16 protein-coding genes are annotated in these 17,653 nt (G+C 47.3%); 9 read left to right on the top strand and 7 right to left on the bottom strand.

Features of this window, described 5'->3' with window-relative positions:
- Window positions 1–26: 26 nt before the first annotated feature.
- The 7 genes from hemN (at window position 27) to queE (ending at window position 5,903) form a co-directional block, all read left to right on the top strand.
- The gene (gene hemN, locus XMD564_RS03225) at window positions 27–1,412 is read left to right on the top strand and encodes an oxygen-independent coproporphyrinogen III oxidase (RefSeq protein ID WP_173507789.1); all 1,386 of its coding nucleotides are present in this window, start codon (window positions 27–29) and stop codon (window positions 1,410–1,412) included.
- 121 nt (window positions 1,413–1,533) lie between these two features.
- Window positions 1,534–2,295, top strand: coding sequence for a fumarate/nitrate reduction transcriptional regulator Fnr (fnr, locus tag XMD564_RS03220; RefSeq protein ID WP_173480778.1), 762 nt, complete (start codon window positions 1,534–1,536; stop codon window positions 2,293–2,295).
- Between the two features lie 13 nt (window positions 2,296–2,308).
- Window positions 2,309–2,851 carry an adenine phosphoribosyltransferase gene (locus XMD564_RS03215; RefSeq protein ID WP_173480777.1) on the top strand — a complete coding sequence of 181 codons (543 nt, stop codon included), beginning with the start codon at window positions 2,309–2,311 and terminating at the stop codon, window positions 2,849–2,851.
- A gap of 76 nt (window positions 2,852–2,927) precedes the next feature.
- Window positions 2,928–3,806, top strand: coding sequence for an alpha/beta hydrolase (locus tag XMD564_RS03210; RefSeq protein WP_173480776.1), 879 nt, complete (start codon window positions 2,928–2,930; stop codon window positions 3,804–3,806).
- Window positions 3,807–3,831: 25 nt separating this feature from the next.
- On the top strand, window positions 3,832–4,236 hold the full coding sequence (locus tag XMD564_RS03205; protein WP_173480775.1) for a thioredoxin fold domain-containing protein: 405 nt from the start codon (window positions 3,832–3,834) through the stop codon (window positions 4,234–4,236).
- Between the two features lie 99 nt (window positions 4,237–4,335).
- Entirely contained in the window at window positions 4,336–5,253 is a 918-nt protein-coding gene (locus XMD564_RS03200; RefSeq protein WP_173482390.1) for a recombination-associated protein RdgC, read from the top strand.
- Entirely contained in the window at window positions 5,253–5,903 is a 651-nt protein-coding gene (gene queE, locus XMD564_RS03195; RefSeq protein ID WP_173481156.1) for a 7-carboxy-7-deazaguanine synthase, read from the top strand. Before XMD564_RS03200 ends, queE begins: the two co-directional genes overlap by 1 nt.
- Window positions 5,904–6,439: 536 nt before the next feature.
- Here the strand turns inward: queE and XMD564_RS03190 are convergent.
- Complete coding sequence (locus XMD564_RS03190) at window positions 6,440–7,273, bottom strand: SDR family NAD(P)-dependent oxidoreductase (RefSeq protein WP_173507788.1); 834 nt, start codon at window positions 7,271–7,273, stop codon at window positions 6,440–6,442.
- Between the two features lie 128 nt (window positions 7,274–7,401).
- Here XMD564_RS03190 and XMD564_RS03185 point away from each other — a divergent pair, with 128 nt between their 5' ends.
- Window positions 7,402–8,763, top strand: a complete 1,362-nt coding sequence (locus XMD564_RS03185; RefSeq protein ID WP_173481485.1) for a TrpB-like pyridoxal phosphate-dependent enzyme — start codon at window positions 7,402–7,404, stop codon at window positions 8,761–8,763.
- A gap of 148 nt (window positions 8,764–8,911) precedes the next feature.
- Here the strand turns inward: XMD564_RS03185 and XMD564_RS03180 are convergent, their stop codons facing one another.
- The 5 genes from XMD564_RS03180 to XMD564_RS03160 form a co-directional block, all read right to left on the bottom strand.
- On the bottom strand, window positions 8,912–9,604 hold the full coding sequence (locus tag XMD564_RS03180) for an aspartate/glutamate racemase family protein (protein ID WP_173482313.1): 693 nt from the start codon (window positions 9,602–9,604) through the stop codon (window positions 8,912–8,914).
- A gap of 19 nt (window positions 9,605–9,623) precedes the next feature.
- Complete coding sequence (locus XMD564_RS03175) at window positions 9,624–10,523, bottom strand: nucleotidyl transferase AbiEii/AbiGii toxin family protein (RefSeq protein ID WP_173482312.1); 900 nt, start codon at window positions 10,521–10,523, stop codon at window positions 9,624–9,626.
- Window positions 10,520–11,290, bottom strand: a complete 771-nt coding sequence (locus XMD564_RS03170) for a type IV toxin-antitoxin system AbiEi family antitoxin (protein WP_173481488.1) — start codon at window positions 11,288–11,290, stop codon at window positions 10,520–10,522. The genes XMD564_RS03175 and XMD564_RS03170 overlap by 4 nt, the downstream gene beginning before the upstream one ends.
- 112 nt (window positions 11,291–11,402) lie before the next feature.
- On the bottom strand, window positions 11,403–12,218 hold the full coding sequence (locus XMD564_RS03165) for a hypothetical protein (protein WP_173507787.1): 816 nt from the start codon (window positions 12,216–12,218) through the stop codon (window positions 11,403–11,405).
- Window positions 12,219–12,420: 202 nt separating this feature from the next.
- Complete coding sequence (locus XMD564_RS03160) at window positions 12,421–15,573, bottom strand: DUF3427 domain-containing protein (RefSeq protein WP_217363935.1); 3,153 nt, start codon at window positions 15,571–15,573, stop codon at window positions 12,421–12,423.
- A gap of 206 nt (window positions 15,574–15,779) precedes the next feature.
- Between XMD564_RS03160 and XMD564_RS03155 the strand changes: the two genes are divergently transcribed.
- Window positions 15,780–15,992: a hypothetical protein gene (locus XMD564_RS03155; protein WP_173481490.1), complete on the top strand. Its 213-nt coding sequence runs from the start codon at window positions 15,780–15,782 to the stop codon at window positions 15,990–15,992.
- Window positions 15,993–16,009: 17 nt separating this feature from the next.
- Here the strand turns inward: XMD564_RS03155 and XMD564_RS03150 are convergent, their stop codons facing one another.
- Window positions 16,010–17,545 (bottom strand): chloride channel protein, encoded by a 1,536-nt coding sequence (locus tag XMD564_RS03150; RefSeq protein WP_173507786.1) that lies wholly within the window; start codon window positions 17,543–17,545, stop codon window positions 16,010–16,012.
- Between the last annotated feature and the right edge of the window lie 108 nt (window positions 17,546–17,653).

The following is a 17,653-nucleotide window of genomic DNA, read 5'->3' as shown; positions in this document are numbered from 1 at the left end:
ACATCTGATGATTAAGGAATATTACTGTGCTGCAACAGACCAACATCCAGTGGGATACCGACCTGATTCGCCGTTATGATTTAGCAGGTCCACGCTACACCTCTTACCCAACCGCACTGCAATTTACTGACACTCCAGACAGTGTCAAAACGCTCTCTAAAGCGATCAGTGAGCGCGACAGTCGTAAGCCTTTATCACTCTATATTCACATCCCCTTCTGTGCACACGTCTGCTACTACTGTGGATGCAACAAAGTGGTCACAAAAGATCGTTCCCGCGCAGAACCCTACCTTCAGACGCTGTTAAAAGAGATTAAACTGCGCAGCGCTGAACTGGGCAGTGACGTTCAAGTGGATCAGCTTCACTGGGGTGGTGGTACACCCACCTTCATCGATGATGAGCAGACCGCTCGCTTAATGCAGGCACTAAAAGAGGCCTTCAAACTGCGTGATGATGATCAGGGTGACTACGCCATCGAGATCGACCCTCGCGAGATGACACCTGGCCGCTTAAAACTGCTGCGTGAATTGGGTTTCAACCGCATCAGTATAGGGGTTCAGGATGTTAATGAAGCGGTTCAAATCAAAGTAAACCGCGTGCAATCTCTCGAGATGACAACGGACCTGCTTAAAGAGGCGCGTGAACTGGGCTTTCGCTCAATCAACGTTGATCTAATCTATGGCTTGCCGCTGCAAACTGAAGAGAGCTTTGCCGAGACCTTGGACCGAATTCTAGAGCTACGACCCGATCGTCTCTCGGTATTTAACTATGCTCACCTACCCGAGCGCTTTAAACCACAGCGTCGCATCAATGCCGATGAGCTACCCGATGCGCTCACTAAACTGGCGATTCACCATCAAAGCATTGAGAAGCTGACTGCAGCGGGCTACCGCAACATTGGTATGGATCACTTTGCTCTGCCAGACGATACACTGACACAACACCAAGACGATGGAACGCTGCATCGAAACTTCCAGGGCTATACCACCCACTCACAGTGTGACTTGATTGGTTTGGGCGTCTCATCCATCAGTCAGATTGGTGATTACTACCTACAGAACAGCCCTAACATTGAGCGCTACACGCAGGATATTGAATCTCAGGGCTCAGCATTAACCAAAGAGTACTGCCTCAATGAGGATGACAAAATTCGCAGAGCGGTGATTACCCGCCTGATCTGTGACTTCCAACTCGATTTTGCGGATCAATCCAAAGCGCTCAACATCGACTTTAAAAAGTATTTCGCTAACGAATTAAAACTGCTTGAGCCTATGGCACAGGATGGCCTAATTCATTTAAGTGAGGATGGAATGGATGTCACCGCCGCTGGGCGTTTGTTGATTCGTCGAATCTGCATGACCTTTGATGCCTATATCGATCACTCAGAACAGCGATTTTCTAAAATCATCTAATCCGATTCCGCCCAGCAAATTGTATTAAAAGTGGACCGCTAAAAAGTCCACTTTTTTATCTAAATTGACTTGGGTCAATAAAGCGCTTTTGGATATACTGTCAGACAACTAAGGAGCCGTTATGTCTGACACCAAGAACATCAAACTCGCAAGCATCGGCCAGGTAAGCTGTAACACCTGTAGCTTGAGTACACTCTGCTTGCCTGTCTCTCTAAACGACGAAGAGGCGCTTCGCCTCGACGACATCGTTGATAAGAGTAAACCACTTCACAAAGGCGACTTCCTGTTTAGACAGGGTGAAGAGTTCACGTCACTGTTCGCCATTCGTGCGGGGTCGTTAAAAACTTACTCTGTAAACCCTGAGGGAGAAGAGCAGATCAACGGTTTCTACTTCCCAGGTGAACTGGTTGGCCTAGCCGGATTCGATTCAGGCAGCTACCCAATGTCGGCTAAGATGCTTGAGACGACCACTGTCTGTGAGATCCCTTTCTCACGCTTGGACGATCTGGCAGGTCAAATGCCAGAGCTGCGTCGTTCTGTGATGCGCTCTATGAGCCACGAGATCAGCGATGACCAACAGATGATGATGCTGCTCTCTAAAAAGACGGCTGAACAACGTATCGCAACCTTTATTTTCAAGCTGTCGCAACGTTATGCCCTGCGTGGCTACTCTGCACAATCCTTCCGACTTTCGATGTCACGTAACGAAATAGGCAACTACCTTGGCCTAGCGGTCGAGACGGTCAGTCGAATCTTTACACGCTTCTCTTCACAAGAGCTGATTCGTGTTGAAGGTAAAGAGCTGGAAATTCTTGATCAAGCAGCGCTGCTGGATGCGGCTGGTGAAGCACCCAGCCCAGAGTGCAATCAACACCACGGTTAAATAAGGATCTTTAATGTCTTACGACGAGCACTATGTAAAATCGGTTGTCCGCTCTATTCCAGATTGGCCAGAGCCTGGCATTCTGTTCCGTGATATTACGCCGATTTTTCAAGATCCACGTGCCTCTCGCATGGTCGCAAACGCCTTTATTGATCGTTACATGCAGATGGATATTACCCACATAGCCTGTATCGATGCTCGAGGTTTTCTATTTGGTGCGATTATTGCGCACCAGCTGAACAAGCCTCTGATTTTGGTTCGTAAAAAAGGCAAGTTGCCCGGTGAAACGATTCACCAAGACTATACGCTAGAGTACGGCACAGCCTCCGTGGAGATTCAGAAGGATGCCGTTACCGCTGGCGACAAAGTGGTATTGATCGATGACCTTATTGCCACTGGGGGCACAGCACTGGCGGCCTGCACACTGATCAACGGTCTAGGGGCTAGCGTTGTTGAGGTAGCAGCGCTGATTGACCTGCCAGACCTTAACGGATCACAAAAAATCCAAGACACCGGCGTCCCCGTATACTGCTTACTGGCCTACGACGGTCTCTAATAGAAACCGAGGTTTAGCCACCTCGGTTTTTTTATACCTAGAAACGATAAAAATTTTAAGTTTAATGGAGTTTTAAATGCTTCGACTATCGACCACCCTACTCGCTGCATCACTTATGGCAGCAACTGCACAGGCTGAACAGGTTCAGATTCCTTTTGAGGGTTTAACACTCAACGGCAATCTTGAACTGGCTGCTGATAAATCCTTAGCAGACGGTGTCCTAATGCTGACGCACGGCACCCTGGCTCACAACGAGATGGAGATCATCAGCTACGTGCAGGAACAGATGGTCGATTACGGCATCTCTACTTTAGCCATCAACCTAAGTTATGGATTGGATAACCGCGAATCAGCGATGTACGACTGTACCGTTCCGGCTCAACACACCATGCAGCAAGCACTGGCTGAAATGGATGCTTGGCAGACTTGGCTGGATGGACAGGGCGCAGGCGATCGTTGGGTAATGGGTCACTCACGTGGCGGCAACCAGACGGCTCAATTTGCTGCAGCTAACCAAGATAAGATCAAAGGCCAAGTTCTATTAGCACCTGCAACTTGGGACTACGGCAAGACGTTAGAGGGTTATGGCAAACGCTATGAAACGCCCATCGAGCCGATTCTAGAGAAAGCTAAGGGCATGGACCCTAAAGCGATAATCGATGGCATCAGCGTCATCTACTGTGAGAACAGCGGTGCGTCGGCTGAAGCCGTCCTAAGCTACTACGGCAACTACCCAGAGTACGACACACCCACAGTGTTAAAAGAGACGAACATCCCTACTCTAGTCATCGCAGGCAGCTTGGATACCGTGGTTGCAGATCTTCCTGAAAAGATGGAAAGTATCGACAAAGAGAACATTGAACTAGTAGTCGTTGAGGATGCAGATCACTTCTTCTTAGATCTGTTTGCCGACGAGGCGGTGGAATATGCGGTCGATTTTATCGAAAACCTGTAGCGCACTTCTTCTCAGCTTGGGCCTTATGATAAGCGCCCAAGCCGAGGTAAAGCTTGAGACAGCTACGGATCTTCAGTCGCTTGGTAAAGCGAACCCTAACGAAGTAATTGTTCTGTTGGTCTCTCAGGATGGCTGTGCCTTCTGTGTTACCGTCAAAGAGGATTTCCTAAAACCTCTTTTACAAACGAACGATGCACCCCCTATTCAGGTACTGGATCTGAGCAACCCTACTCCCGTTATCAACTTTGATGGCTCAACGGGCTCGGCTGAACAGGTTGCTAAAAGCTTGGGTGGACGCTTCACCCCGACCATTCTATTTGTCGATGCAAAGGGCGAGACTCGCGCTAAAAAGATCGTCGGTGTGAACACGCCAGAGTTCTACGGTTACTACATCGATGAAGCGATTAAATCGGCTCGTAACAGTTTTTAAGCTCAGAAACTAACCGCAAGCAGAGGGCTCTCTGCTTGCATCCCTTCTATCAGAGCAACATAATAGCGCCCCTTCACCTAATCCGCATTTAGAGGTTTTATGCTCTGGTTTCGTAACGCTATTTGGTACCGTTTTTCTCCCAGTGATTCATTCAATGAAGCCGCACTGATGGAGGCGCTAGAAGCCAGACCCTTCGTACCCTGCAAAGGCGCAGAACCACGTTCAGTGGGTTGGGGTGAAGTGGCGCCAGGTGTCATCGATCTACCGGTACTGACCAGTCACGGCTTTCACCTTATCTCACTGCGAGAAGAGGAGAAGATCCTACCCTCGAGCGTGATCAAAGATCAGCTCAACGAGAAGGTAGAACAGATAGAGGCGACCGAAGATCGTAAGGTCTACCGTAAAGAGAAGGTGCAGCTTAAGGACGAGATCACTCTGACACTGCTACCACGCGCATTTACACGCCGTAAAACCACACGTGCTCTTATTGCGCCTCACCATAAACTACTGATTGTGGAAGGCAGCAGCTTTAAGCGCGCAGAAGAGCTGCTAAGCACACTGCGTGAAGATCTAGGGTCACTATCGGTAAAACTGACCTCGACCGCGCTTCCTGCCAACAAAGTATTCAGCGACTGGCTACTAGAGAACCGTGATCTACCCCGTGCACTTGAACTGGGTGCTGTCACCGAGTTTACCGATCCTCTAGAGACCAGCAGCCAGATCAAGATTAAAGGCCAAAACCTGACAGATAAAGAGATCCAAGCGCACCTTAGCGGAGGCATGTTAGCAGAGCGCCTAGAACTGGTGTGGCGTGATCAATTGCAGTTTGTCATGCACTCGGATCTAACCCTGCACTCGATTAAAATGACGGATCAGTACCAAGAGCAACAGAGCGACCGCGAGCAAGAGGACGAAGCACTGGCACTGGATGCTGATCTAGCCCTGTTGGGCATTGAATTTACCCGCCTACTCCCTGAGCTTTTGGAAGCCCTGGGCGGTGAGGCAGAAGAGGCTTAATTTTGGCAAAGACCTACTCCGTAAAAGAGATCTTCTACACCCTACAAGGCGAAGGCTTTCACGCAGGACGCCCTGCGGTGTTCTGTCGCTTTACCGGTTGTAATCTTTGGAGTGGTCGTGAAGCCGATCGAGTGGCTGCAGTCTGCCAATTCTGTGATACCGATTTCGTGGGTACGGATGGTCAAAACGGCGGCAAGTTCACCTCCGCCGAAGCCCTGGCACAAAGGATCGCTAGCTTCTGGCCAGATCCTAAGCAAGGACAACCCTTTGTCGTCATCACCGGGGGCGAGCCTGCCCTGCAGATGGACAGCGATCTGATCGATGCTCTACATAACCAAGGGTTTGAGATCGCCATTGAGACCAACGGCACCCTACCGCTTCCAAACGGAATCGATTGGGTCTGTGTCAGCCCCAAAGGGAGCTCCGAGATTCTTCTTTTAGAGGGCCACGAGTTGAAGCTGGTCTACCCGCAAAAAGAGCTCAGAGCACAGCCAGAACAGTTCCAAAATCTAAGCTTCGAACACTTCTACATCCAACCCCTGGATGACCAAAACGCGCTTGAAAATCGTGCACGTTGTATCGAATATTGTATGCAAAATCCTCAATGGAAATTGAGCATTCAGACCCACAAAATCCTTGACATCGACTGATCGTTTTTAACCTTTAATTCTCTAAAATCGACCACCCCAGTAACCATGGGGGCTAGCAAAGTGTGCTCACATTATCTGTGGATAACCCTGTGCACAGAGTCATCAAAGGTGAACTAAAGCGTCATTAAAAGGTAAAAGCAGAAAATTGGTTAAAATTTAACCAATACCATTAAGCCTATAATAAACAATAACTTACATTGGCAATGTAATCTTAAATTGTCTATTTTGGGCCTAACTTGATCATAATGTCGAAAATAGAACTTAAGTTAGTACTTTGGCGACACTGATGCAGAATTATGTTATTTCAAACTAAGTTTGATACTGGTATCAACATTATTTGAATTTAAAACTGTGCATTGGAGAGGGCTGTGGATTTGCATTAGAACAATCTAATATTTAAGTTCAAATTAAGGGTGATATTCAGATTATAAATTCAAGGAACTGAGGTCTACTGATACTCACTTACTTTTCCTAAAATTAGACAGAACCTGGATGAATATCTTTAAACATATACTTGGAAACCCACTGACATCTATTTATCGATCAACTACTCTCAACAAACGATCCAACTGGCGCTTTGATAGTATTTTTTCTAACCAGTACAAAGCCTTTGTCGGCGGCGTAATGTAATAGTTTTCTCTGGGATTTCTAGCCTCTACAGCATGTTTTAGAGCTTTAAATACATATTCTTGTGGGTAGTTACCGGAGCTCTCATGATCTGGCTTGTTAAGCCGCGGAAGCACAATCTCATTATAGCGATCATAGTTAACTGAACGCTTAACATCGACATACTTGAGTAAAGATTTTAAAGCATTCGCTCTGAATCGACTCCCTACTGGGCCTGTGTTAAGAAGACTGAACTCTATACCACTGCCTTTCATCTCTACACGCATCGACTGAACCATGCCTTCAAGGGCGTACTTGCTGGCAACATAGGCGCCACGACAAGCCATGCCGACAAATCCTAATACAGAACTGTGAATGACAATTCGCCCTTCTCCTTGCTGGCGCATGAGTGGAATGACTAGCGTATTGAGATGGTGCAATCCGAAAACATTTACCTTGAATTGTTCTTCTAACGCTTCAACGGGTAGATCCTCTACGAAGCCAGCTTGTCCAAACCCTGCATTCTGAAAAACTACGTCAATTCGGTTATCCAAGAGCTCTAACGCTGCATTAAAGCCGCTCTGAATGCTGTCATAGTCGGACATTTCCATGAAGACTGTAGGAATACCTTTTAATGCTAACTCTTCAGCATCTTCATTGTTTCGTATGGTCCCAACGACGTTATGACCCAGCTCACTTAAACGTAAAGCACAGTAGTAACCGATTCCACCAGGTGATGCCCCAGTTATTAAAATATGTTTCATTTTGTTTTCTCAATGACGCTATAACGACCAATGACCCAATCAAAACCTGATTAGATTGCCGGTTGAATTGAAGCTTTAAAATCGTTTAACCTCAAATGGCCAAATCCCAAAAATAATAGAGAGGCAATATGTTCGAGAACGATAACAAAATTTTGCTAACCGAAGATGAAATGCCCACTCAATGGTACAACATTCTTCCCGATCTCCCAGAGCCAATGGCACCTCCGCTTCATCCAGGCACGATGCAACCGGCAACGGCTGAGGACTTTGCACCATTATTTCCGATGGCATTAATAGAACAGGAGATGAGCCAAGAGCGTTTCATTGATATTCCTGGTGAGGTATTAGATGTTTACAAGCTATGGCGCCCCTCGCCTCTCTTCCGTGCTCGTCGCTTAGAAAAGCTGCTAGATACACCGGCTAAAATTTACTACAAATATGAGGGTGTAAGCCCAGCAGGCTCACATAAACCAAACACCGCGGTACCTCAGGCTTATTACAATTATAAAGAGGGCATCAAAAAACTCACTACTGAGACGGGTGCTGGGCAATGGGGTACCTCTCTAGCCTTTGCCTGCTCGCAATTTGGTATGGAGTGTGAGATTTGGCAGGTTGCTGCCTCTTACCGTTCGAAGCCTTATCGTAAGACAATGATGGAGATTTACGGTGGGATACTTCACCCAAGCCCATCGGATCGAACGGAATACGGCCGAAGCTTATTGGCTGAGGATCCCAACCACCCTGGCTCGCTGGGGATAGCGATCTCTGAAGCGGTGGGTGAAGCTGCGGCTAACCCAGAAGCACGCTATGCACTTGGCTCCGTTCTTAATCACGTGTTGATGCACCAAACTATTATTGGCGAAGAGGCACTGTTACAGCTGGCTAAAGTGGGTGAGACACCAGACGTATTAGTAGGCTGTACCGGTGGCGGCTCTAACTTTGGTGGCTTAGCATTCCCGTTCTTGAGAGAGAAAATGGCCGGTAAGATGAATCCGACCATACGCTGTGTTGAGCCCTCTGCATGCCCTACCCTGACACGTGGCGAGTTCCGTTATGACTTTGGCGATACAGCCGGCATGACACCGTTAATGAAGATGCACACGCTTGGACATGATTTCATTCCAGATACCATTCACGCGGGTGGTCTTCGTTATCACGGTATGGCGCCTTTGGTCTCTCACCTCTATGAGTTGGGTATGGTCGAAGCGATTAATATTCCTCAAACGGAATGTTTTGAAGGAGCGCTGAAATTCGCTCGCACTGAAGGCATTGTTCCTGCGCCAGAGCCTACTCATGCGATTGCCGCTGCTATTCGTGAGGCACTGGCGTGTAAAGAATCAGGTGAAGAGAAGGTCATTCTGACTGCACTGTGTGGCCATGGTCACTTAGATTTAGCCGCTTATGAGAACTTCTTGGCGGGTCAAATGGTTGATGCGGATCTAGAACAATCCGTTATCGATAAATCGATGGAAACCGTACCAAACCTTTAATAGCCGTTTGGTAATCCTACTCCAAAAGCCGCACTAAATATTGGTGCGGTTTTTTTTGAGTAAATGCTTGGCTTATCTGGAATGGAATGCTTCGGAGACATCAGGCAAGGATCCAATGGGATCATTAACTCTTTACCTGTAAACTTCATTATCGCAAACAAGCATTCACTGCAGCTTGTGCATGAATCTCTGTCGTGTCGAAAAGATCGACCTCTGTATCTTCTTGTTTTACTAGCAAGCCAATTTCTGTGCAGCCCAGGATAACTGCCTCCGCACCTTCTGCTGCAAGTCGATCAATGACAAGTAAATATCCATCCTTCGCCTCAGCAGTGACTGTGCCTAGACAAAGTTCCTCGTAGATAACTCGGTGAATAAAGGAGCGGTCATTAGCATCGGGCACAATGACATCGAGCCCGTATTTATCTGTGAGACGCCCTTTATAAAAGTCCTGCTCCATTGTGAAAGCAGTTCCGAGCAAACCGACCTTTTGGATACCTCTGGATACCAGTGTTTCCGCTGTTGCATCTGCGATATGGATGAGCGGAATATTGATGCCGCTTTCAATTTGTGGCGCCACTTTGTGCATTGTGTTGGTGCAGATAAGTAAGAAATCAGCGCCTGCTGCTTCAACTCTCTGAGCAGCCTCTGTCAGAATTTCAGCTGTACCGTCCCAGTTACCCTCGTGCTGGAGTTTCTCAATCGGATCGAAGTCGACGCTATAAAGTGCAATTTGAGCGGAGTGAAGACCACCGAGTCTTTTCTTAACGCCTTCATTGATGGCTTTGTAGTAGCTAAGCGTACTTTCCCAGCTCATGCCGCCCAGTAGACCGATAGTGTTCATGTAAACCTCTCTGACATCTCTATCTCTTCAAGTAGTCATCCAATGCTGATAAGTGTGCACGGTATACGTCAGGTTTCTGGTTTTTAAAATTTTGTAGATTTAGTAACTTCCACTTGATGGCGGGGAATACCTGAAAATTGTAATGAGACCAGTCCGGCTCGAGTCGGTTAACACCCAGTAAGAACTCTCGATCAACATCATTCAGTAGTGATTTGACTCTGGCAATGAGCAGAGCTCGTGTCTCTTCGAAATCTGTATAAGAGAAAGTGACGTCACTCATGCCTCTGAATTGATTTTCATAAGCCGCACGTTGATCGCTCAAGCGAGGATTCAACATTTCATGAGTCGGGCGATTAGAGCAGAGCAGTCCGTAGATGATGCCTAATTTCACATTATCACCGATTCCCTCTTCATCACTGAGAAGGCGGACATCAAACAGATCCCTCGGGTGTTGGCGGTCTAATGCTGCACATATCTTTCCACCATAGAGTTGAGATAGAGGTACAACGGGTATAGCGCAAAACACATCGAACTCTTCTTGCGCCCTGTCACACAGCGGCATCCGGTTAGCTTCGTGGAGCAGTCCTCGTCCAATTGTGTTGACCTCAAGTTTGATCTTTACACCCTGATCATCGACTAAGAGCTTACAAACATCACTACGATGCTGAACCTTGATCGAACTACGCAAACCTTCGATTCGAGTTTTGATTCGCTCTAACCCCGCGTTAATGCCTTGCAGGGCGGTATTTCGATCGTCAAATCCAATATAAGTGAGATCGATATCTACGGACAACCGCGGCATATCCCGAATAAAAAGGTTGATAGCCGTGCCACCATGAAGCGCAAAGCTGGACTCTCTGGCAACCTCCGGGAGCACGTCTAACAGCAGCTTTACCTGGCGTTTGTAACCGTTATTCATTGGGCACGCTCCAGCTCTGGTGGAACTGTTATTTGGTATTTGGGGACATAGACGCCCTCGTTCACTAAGGCGCGCTTGCCCTTCCCAAGGTCGATCTTTTCGACGTTCAGATGGTTGAACCACTCGTGACCTGCTTTGTCAGCTAAGTATAAAAACAAGCGCTTCACTTTTACTGAGGTACAACTCTCCAATAATTCTTGAACACGGCTTGGACGCAGATTATTGAGCCCTTCCATTAGTTCATAAACTTCGAGCAGTGACTGTTCAGCGGGAGCCAAATACAGACATTCAAGGATGGCTCTCACAGCGGAAGATATTTTTACAGAGAAACCTTCATACGTATGTTCGATTAACCCTATGCTGGGCGGAAGAAAGTCAGAACGGGTGTATTGAGGTCGAACACCCCAGTCGTATTTCTGAAACCATGAGGGGAGTGTTTCTCCCACTCTGCCAAATAGACGCACCTCATCCAGGGCAAGTTCCAGATAGTGCGCCTTGCCCTGTAGGGTAAGCGCTGTTCGTCCGCCGGGATGAACGGATAAGTTTAGCTGCGTTTGTAGTGCGTAGATTGCGCCGAGATAGCTTACACAGTCATTGTGACGAACCAAGGCACCACGTCCGATCGAATCAAACCATCGGCTTTTCCGATACTGTTTCTGCAGATCAAGACTGTAGCCTTGTGTCGTCAGCCAGGCAGATGCGATCACAACCCCATCGGGTTGTGATGTCAGAAGGCGGTTTAATTTACTTCGATTATCGGTATTCATGATGCCAATATATTAAACAATGTAAACTAAAGCAAGAAGAAGGTTTAATATTATTTGATTATAGGTATTTAAAATACCTATATATTTGAAAATATAAACTCAAGTTCGGGTGCTAGGTGATACAAAAACGAACTAGACCATCTAGGTCATGGGTCTTTCTCAGTGCCACAGCTTTACCCATCTCAGCAGGTATAAGCTGCGACTCGATTAAACCAAAATACTCCATAAAACGATCGAAACTGCGCACGGTGTAGCAGCTTTCGAAACGAGCGTTCGCCTCTCGGTGATCACTGTCATCGATCTCCATCAAACCCATTGGGAAGGCCTCTAGAAACAGCTGCGTGTAGAACGATTCTGGTTTAGGATAATCACCGTACGACTGCACGAGAAAGAGTGTGTAGGCGAACCCTTGCTGGATAATAGGGACATCAGGGTAACCGTCAAAATAGCCCCAGTTGAAGCGCGAAGCTGCCAGTTTGAAAAGTTCAAGATAACAATGCCCCGCAGAGTGACCGATAAAGTCTCTGCCTTTTTTCGTCCAGTTAAACCGCCCTTTCGTTTTCTTTAAGTAGCCACCAATGCCCAACAGAAGTCGAACCAAAAGCAAGGGCATCAAATCTTCTTCGTTCCGAAACTTCTCGTAGCGATAGCGGCCACGCTCAGGTGTTTGCTCAAGCAGTTTGGCGGCTACTGGACGACAGATAGCCATTGGTAAATTTCCCTTTGTCGTGGCTTTCACACCATCCGTGGGGATGCCTTCAATCAGTTCGGTTAGCGCGATCATGACTGGAGAGTTCATCGGCGGCGAGATGGACTCGTTGAATACGATCGTACTGTCAGACGTAAACGGCTCGTACAACAAGTAACCCATTTGGCTGGCGGAGAAGCCGCAGAACTCCTGCAAGGGCACGTTGTTCTTGCCTTTCATGAATTCATCCGCTGACCGCTGCAGGTCATCTATCGAATTGTGAGATCGCGCGTTTAAATGCGCTTCGAGGTCCTCATAGTCTGCTGCGTAATCCTTGATCGCACAGCAGTGGTGTTCAAACTTACCGCTACTGCAAGGGCACAAAACCCCGTTCACATTCTTCATAGCTACTTTGACCGCTCTTTATGCATATCAACTAAATCTAACCGACAGCCAGCTTTGCGGCTTGATGCCACATAAAGTTCGGCATCGGCTCTTTCAACCGCCAAGTAATATTCATTGGCTGCGAACCCGTATGTGACACGTATTCAACTTCCCCATAGTTAACAAATCCCATAGTGCGCCCTATCGCGTCTTTCGAGTTCTCACGCACAAAAAGGAACAGCCGCTTGCCGATCTCCCGGTGACGGATGTAATCGAGGCCACGCCCTCGATCGGGTCTTGCTGAGTTTTGTGACTGCCAATGGAATAACTCTTCATTTATGGCGTAATCATGGTACATCGTTGTGGGCGAAAACTGCTTTTCGTTCTTGTCGAGCGTGACGAACAAGAGCTCGATGTTCTCAGTTTGAATCACAAAGACGCCCTCTCGTGCGGGAGGCTGGCGCTCAAAGGTTGTTGCTCCAAAGGCGACTAAGATCTGCTCACGGGCATAACGCGCATGCAATCTCAACGGAACTATACTGAGTCCAGCTATCATGGGTTGCTGATGCTTTATTCTTGAAATCTGCCAATTCAGTACGTCGATTAATTCATTTCTTAGGGGATCAATATTCAATGCCCCTAAACTTTCTGAGAGTGTGCTGAATCCACTCTCTGGTCCTGTTTTTTGCCAGAAATCATAGTGGGCCATAAGCCCATGCCGGCCTGGGTCGTCTGGGGGTGTAAAACCGTTTTGACACAGCTGTTGCAAGTATTTTAAGTAGGCATGATCGTCGCACGTCAGAATACGATTGTGTATGGCTTTACGGAGCATACTCAGTTGGCTTGATTCCACATTTTCCGGAAAAGATTTGTCTTGTGCTTGCTGCACAAGATCAGTCCAGCAGCCGCGTTTGTATAGGTCAGCAAGGTCAATATGAGGGTTATGGATCAGGAAATTGCCAAGCGTTAACGGTAGAGAAGAATGCTGTGGGAATTGCCGAATCATTCCTAAAAGACGCTGTGTTGTGAGTGTGGCCTGACGAATATTGGTCAGAACCATTTCCTGAGTTCGTTTGCTTAGCTCTATACGGCAACCGAGTGGAGCATGTGGGAAGCCCTGTTTAATTTCGTCTGAAATCGCACTGCTACTTTTACCTACTAGGGCGCGGAACTTGTTTGCAAAATCATATTCAGGTCGAGAATTACCTACGAAGTCGAGCACAGTACAACAGTCCTTTCCATCCGAGAGTCGCAAACCTCGGCCCAGCTGTTGTAGGAAAATGGTCAAACTTTCGGTAGGTCGCAAAAATAGAAGCGTATCAATTTCGGGAATGTCGATACCCTCGTTAAATATATCAACTACGCAAAGAACGTTGATCGATCCCGATCGAATTGCCTGCTGCTTCTGTTGACGTTCATGGCTGTTATCACTGGTTAAGACATCAGCTTTGATGCCCTTTAGCAAAAACTGTTTCGCCATATAGTCAGCGTGATCTTTGCTAACACAGAATGCCAGCGCTCTCATGTTCCTGAGGTCAGTAATAATTTCCTGCAGACTCAGTAAAATTCTCGCGAATCGCGCATGATTATGGGTGTACAGGTTCGTTAGCTGCGCGATGTCGTAGCGTCCTCGACTCCAAGGAATCGTTCGAAGATCGGTATCATCATCGATGCCAAAGTATTGAAATGGACACAAGTGCCGGCGGTTAATGGCTTCTGGCAATCGAATTTCAGCGGCTATGACACCACAAAAATCTCCGAGGATATCACCACCATCGTGACGCTCGGGTGTGGCAGTAAGACCTAGTAAAATTGAAGGGGCGAAGTGTTCAAGTAGTGTTCGGTAACTCCCAGCTGAGATGTGATGTACCTCATCGACCACGATATAGTCATAGTAGTCAGAAGTGAGCTGTAAATTAGAAATTTGGTTGTTGAGGGTTTGGATCGACACGAACAACTGGCGATAGTGTTCCGGGGTGTGACCGCCGACCCATAACTCCCCGAAATTTCCGTTGCGCAGAACACCCCGATAGGCCCACCGCGCCTGCTTCAGTATTTCTTCTCTATGGGCAACAAACAAAAACTTGGCGTCTGGCTTTGATTTCAAGAATCTGTCGAAGTCAAAAGCTGAGATTAGAGTTTTGCCTGTCCCGGTTGCGGCAACTACCAGATTGCGATAGCGGTTGTGAATCTCGCGTTCAACCGTCAGTTGTTCCAATATGTCTCGCTGATGCGGAAACGGTGTTATATCGAAAAAATGATTCGGACTTGATTCTTCAGTACCACGTTCCCGACGCAGTGCTGTTTTAAGCTTTTGCACACTTTCAAGATCGCCGGTGAATATCTCGAATTCGTTAGAGGCCCAGTAGGTTTCAAACATACTCATCGATTTATGGATGATATGGGGTATTTCTTGAGAGGTGATTTTTAGGTTCCATTCAAGGCCATTGGTCAGCGCTGAGCGCGACAGGTTTGAAGACCCTATGTATCCAGTGTGAAAGCCAGTATTGCGTAGAAATAGATAGCTTTTTGCATGTAGGCGTTCTCGATCAGTGTTGTAGCTTAATTTGATCTTGGTATTTGGCAACCCAGCTAGATACTCAATTGCTTTAGCGTCTGTCGCGCCCATGTACGAAGTAGTTATGATGTTGAGCTCCCGACCGCTAGCAGTGAACGCCTCCAGCTCCTTACGGAAAATACGAATCCCAGCCCACTTGATGAACGAAACGAGCCAATAAATTTTATCGGCTGAAAGAATCTCTCTTTTCAATTCAGATTCTAGCGACAGCCCTGCATTACTGCCGCTGAACAGCTCACTTTGTGTAAGTCCAGTCACTGGGAATATGTCGTCAACATAGCTTCTCAAGTCCGCGGCAACAGGATTATCGAGTTCGTAAAGAGCAGTCAGGATCTTCCCTTGGCTTGCCAATAAATTATCATCTAAGAAACCATCATCCTGAATCTGCTTTTTTAGCCAAAGCAATAACTCATTTGATAGATTAATCTGCTGCTGGAGACGATCGTCACCCGAGGGCACCGCTTCAATCGCATATTCTAGTATCTGGCCCAGAAACCGCGACAACCACAGAGATGCTTCGTCTCCACTTAGAGTGCGTTCACCTACGTAGTAATGATCTCTATCTAGACGACTGGAGACCAATTGAGTAATTAACTGTTCATAAATACCAACTTGCTGCATTGTGTCATTCATAGGTGAGTCCAAATTTTGATAAGCTGACTTGATCTTATAATATCGATTAGAGATTTTTTTAGTACACAGTACCTATTGGCCACCTAATTAAAAGCCACGCTTCAATCAGCATCCACTCCAGATTCAAATCAAATAAGCCTCAAAAGCTCTTTATTACAATGGCACAAACCAATATACTGTATAAATATACACATTAGAGCTTATGTATGATTAAAGTAAAACCACATAGCTACATCGAGTCCCTTAGGTCTTACGCGGAACAGTGGACGCCTGAACAGCTTCGCGAAGCGATCAGAGACGAGAAAGTCATTATGGCTAAGGAAAGTTTGACTGATGTTGCAAGAGAACATAGCCAAACAATCCTTGAACTCTACGAGGAGGTCCTTGCAAAAAAGAGTATTGGCCGAGACTTTATGTAAGGTTGTGGTGGTGATTGTTACTCACTCGCCTCTTTAAAAAAGCGCTCAATATCGTCTCTTAGAACCCTGCCTATGGGGCGGCCCTTTCTAGAGACAAGCAACTCATCTTGGCCACTCGATTGCATCAACTCCATCGCTTGTAACAGGGTCGCTTTGGACTCAATCACTACCTGTTCATCCGTCGCAAAATCAGCATCACTTTCACTCAGCTGAATCATTAACTCTTTAACGCTGTGGCTGGTCATGACGCGTCTGTAGATTTTCGTGTTTCGACTCACCCCTTGAAGCAACAGCAGTCGCTCAAAGATCGAGGGGCGGTTAAACAGCGATCGCATGATCAGGTCTGATAGTACGATTACTGTAAGGGCTAGCGTTAGGGTGTGAACATTCCCGCTTAGTTCAAATACGGCCAGCAGCGCTGCCAGTGGTGCATGTATGACCGCTGATAACATCGCAGCCATTGCGATTAGCGATAGGCTTGCCTGATCAATCTCAAAATCGGTACCGAGTAATTGATACCCAAGGATGGATCCAATCAACGCGCCTAAGGTAAGCGAGGGGCCTATCATTCCTCCAGGTATGCCTAGGCCGATTACTAGAGGCGGTATAAATAGGTAGAAGAGGAGTAATAGATAGAGGGCTTGTTCCGCATAGGCTTGATCAAGCGTACCCAGCATCACTTCGTGTACTGGGGTGAACAGGATCGGCTCATAAGCAACCAGCGCACCGACTAATAGACCGGAGAAGATCAATTTCGCTGGCCAATATTGCCCACGCTGCTTTGCTAATCGCGTGACGATCTCGTGAAACAGAAACGCCCCCACTCCAATAAGGGCTGCCAACAGCACTAGAACCGGCAGGTGAGCAAACAGGTCACTGCTTTTCAGGCTGTGGCCCAACAGCTCTGGCGAACCAAATAGAGCTCTGGAGATGGCATCGGCACTGATGGAAGCGACAATAATGGCGGTAAAGCCGACCAGGCTGTATTCAAGAAGAATGACCTCCATTGCAAACAGGACACCGGCCAACGGGGTATTAAAGAGCGCAGCAATGGCGGCCGCAGAGCCGCAACCTATCAGTAGCCTTTGATAACTGTTAGAGACGCCGACTTTGGTGCCCAACCAACTACTGAATGCTGCACCAATATGAACACCAGGCCCTTCACGACCTACGGGTTGTCCGGTGCCTATGGCTAGTGTCGCGCCCACTATCTGATTCAATAAGTTTTTAAAGGGTAAGGCGCCATGTTGGTAAGAGAGGTGCTCAAAAAGATGCGGTATGCCCACTCGGCGACTGTCTTTAGATTGACCACTCCAAAAGAGCCATAAGAGCACAGAACCCGTTACAGGCAGAGCAAAAAGAACCCAAGGATCAGATGTCGACAACCCAAGCCCGCTAACCAGTTCAGTCGGTAGCGTAATGAGCCAACGGAACAGCCCCATCACCAAAGCGGTGACGACGCCGACGGCGATACCTAATAGCACAAGCTGGGGTAACTTATTAAACGACGCTCTACTTGAGTTAGGTGTCGTATCTGACGGCTTTGAAGACATGTCGCTAGGCCAATAGTCATGAATGAATAGACAAAATTTTATCACATTCATTTTACAGAGACTCTGGCCCTGAATGCCTTAGTCACTTATCCTTATCAGAGTTAACTC

The organism is Marinobacterium sp. xm-d-564 (genome assembly GCF_013283345.1).
Taxonomy (GTDB): Bacteria; Pseudomonadota; Gammaproteobacteria; order Pseudomonadales; family Balneatricaceae; genus Marinobacterium_E.
Note: the sequence above shows the minus strand (reverse complement) of the source record. Positions and strands in the feature narration are given on the sequence as shown.

Excerpts from the sequence above, each read along its gene's own strand:
- XMD564_RS03150 (WP_173507786.1), bottom strand. The coding sequence starts at position 17,545 with ATGTCTTCAAAGCCGTCAGATACGACACCTAACTCAAGTAGAGCGTCG.
- XMD564_RS03155 (WP_173481490.1), top strand. The coding sequence starts at position 15,780 with ATGATTAAAGTAAAACCACATAGCTACATCGAGTCCCTTAGGTCTTAC.
- XMD564_RS03205 (WP_173480775.1), top strand. The coding sequence starts at position 3,832 with ATGATAAGCGCCCAAGCCGAGGTAAAGCTTGAGACAGCTACGGATCTT.
- XMD564_RS03165 (WP_173507787.1), bottom strand. The coding sequence starts at position 12,218 with ATGAAAGGCAAGAACAACGTGCCCTTGCAGGAGTTCTGCGGCTTCTCC.
- XMD564_RS03200 (WP_173482390.1), top strand. The coding sequence starts at position 4,336 with ATGCTCTGGTTTCGTAACGCTATTTGGTACCGTTTTTCTCCCAGTGAT.
- XMD564_RS03185 (WP_173481485.1), top strand. The coding sequence starts at position 7,402 with ATGTTCGAGAACGATAACAAAATTTTGCTAACCGAAGATGAAATGCCC.
- XMD564_RS03180 (WP_173482313.1), bottom strand. The coding sequence starts at position 9,604 with ATGAACACTATCGGTCTACTGGGCGGCATGAGCTGGGAAAGTACGCTT.
- XMD564_RS03190 (WP_173507788.1), bottom strand. The coding sequence starts at position 7,273 with ATGAAACATATTTTAATAACTGGGGCATCACCTGGTGGAATCGGTTAC.
- fnr (WP_173480778.1), top strand. The coding sequence starts at position 1,534 with ATGTCTGACACCAAGAACATCAAACTCGCAAGCATCGGCCAGGTAAGC.
- XMD564_RS03210 (WP_173480776.1), top strand. The coding sequence starts at position 2,928 with ATGCTTCGACTATCGACCACCCTACTCGCTGCATCACTTATGGCAGCA.
- XMD564_RS03160 (WP_217363935.1), bottom strand. The coding sequence starts at position 15,573 with ATGAATGACACAATGCAGCAAGTTGGTATTTATGAACAGTTAATTACT.
- XMD564_RS03170 (WP_173481488.1), bottom strand. The coding sequence starts at position 11,290 with ATGAATACCGATAATCGAAGTAAATTAAACCGCCTTCTGACATCACAA.
- XMD564_RS03215 (WP_173480777.1), top strand. The coding sequence starts at position 2,309 with ATGTCTTACGACGAGCACTATGTAAAATCGGTTGTCCGCTCTATTCCA.
- XMD564_RS03175 (WP_173482312.1), bottom strand. The coding sequence starts at position 10,523 with ATGAATAACGGTTACAAACGCCAGGTAAAGCTGCTGTTAGACGTGCTC.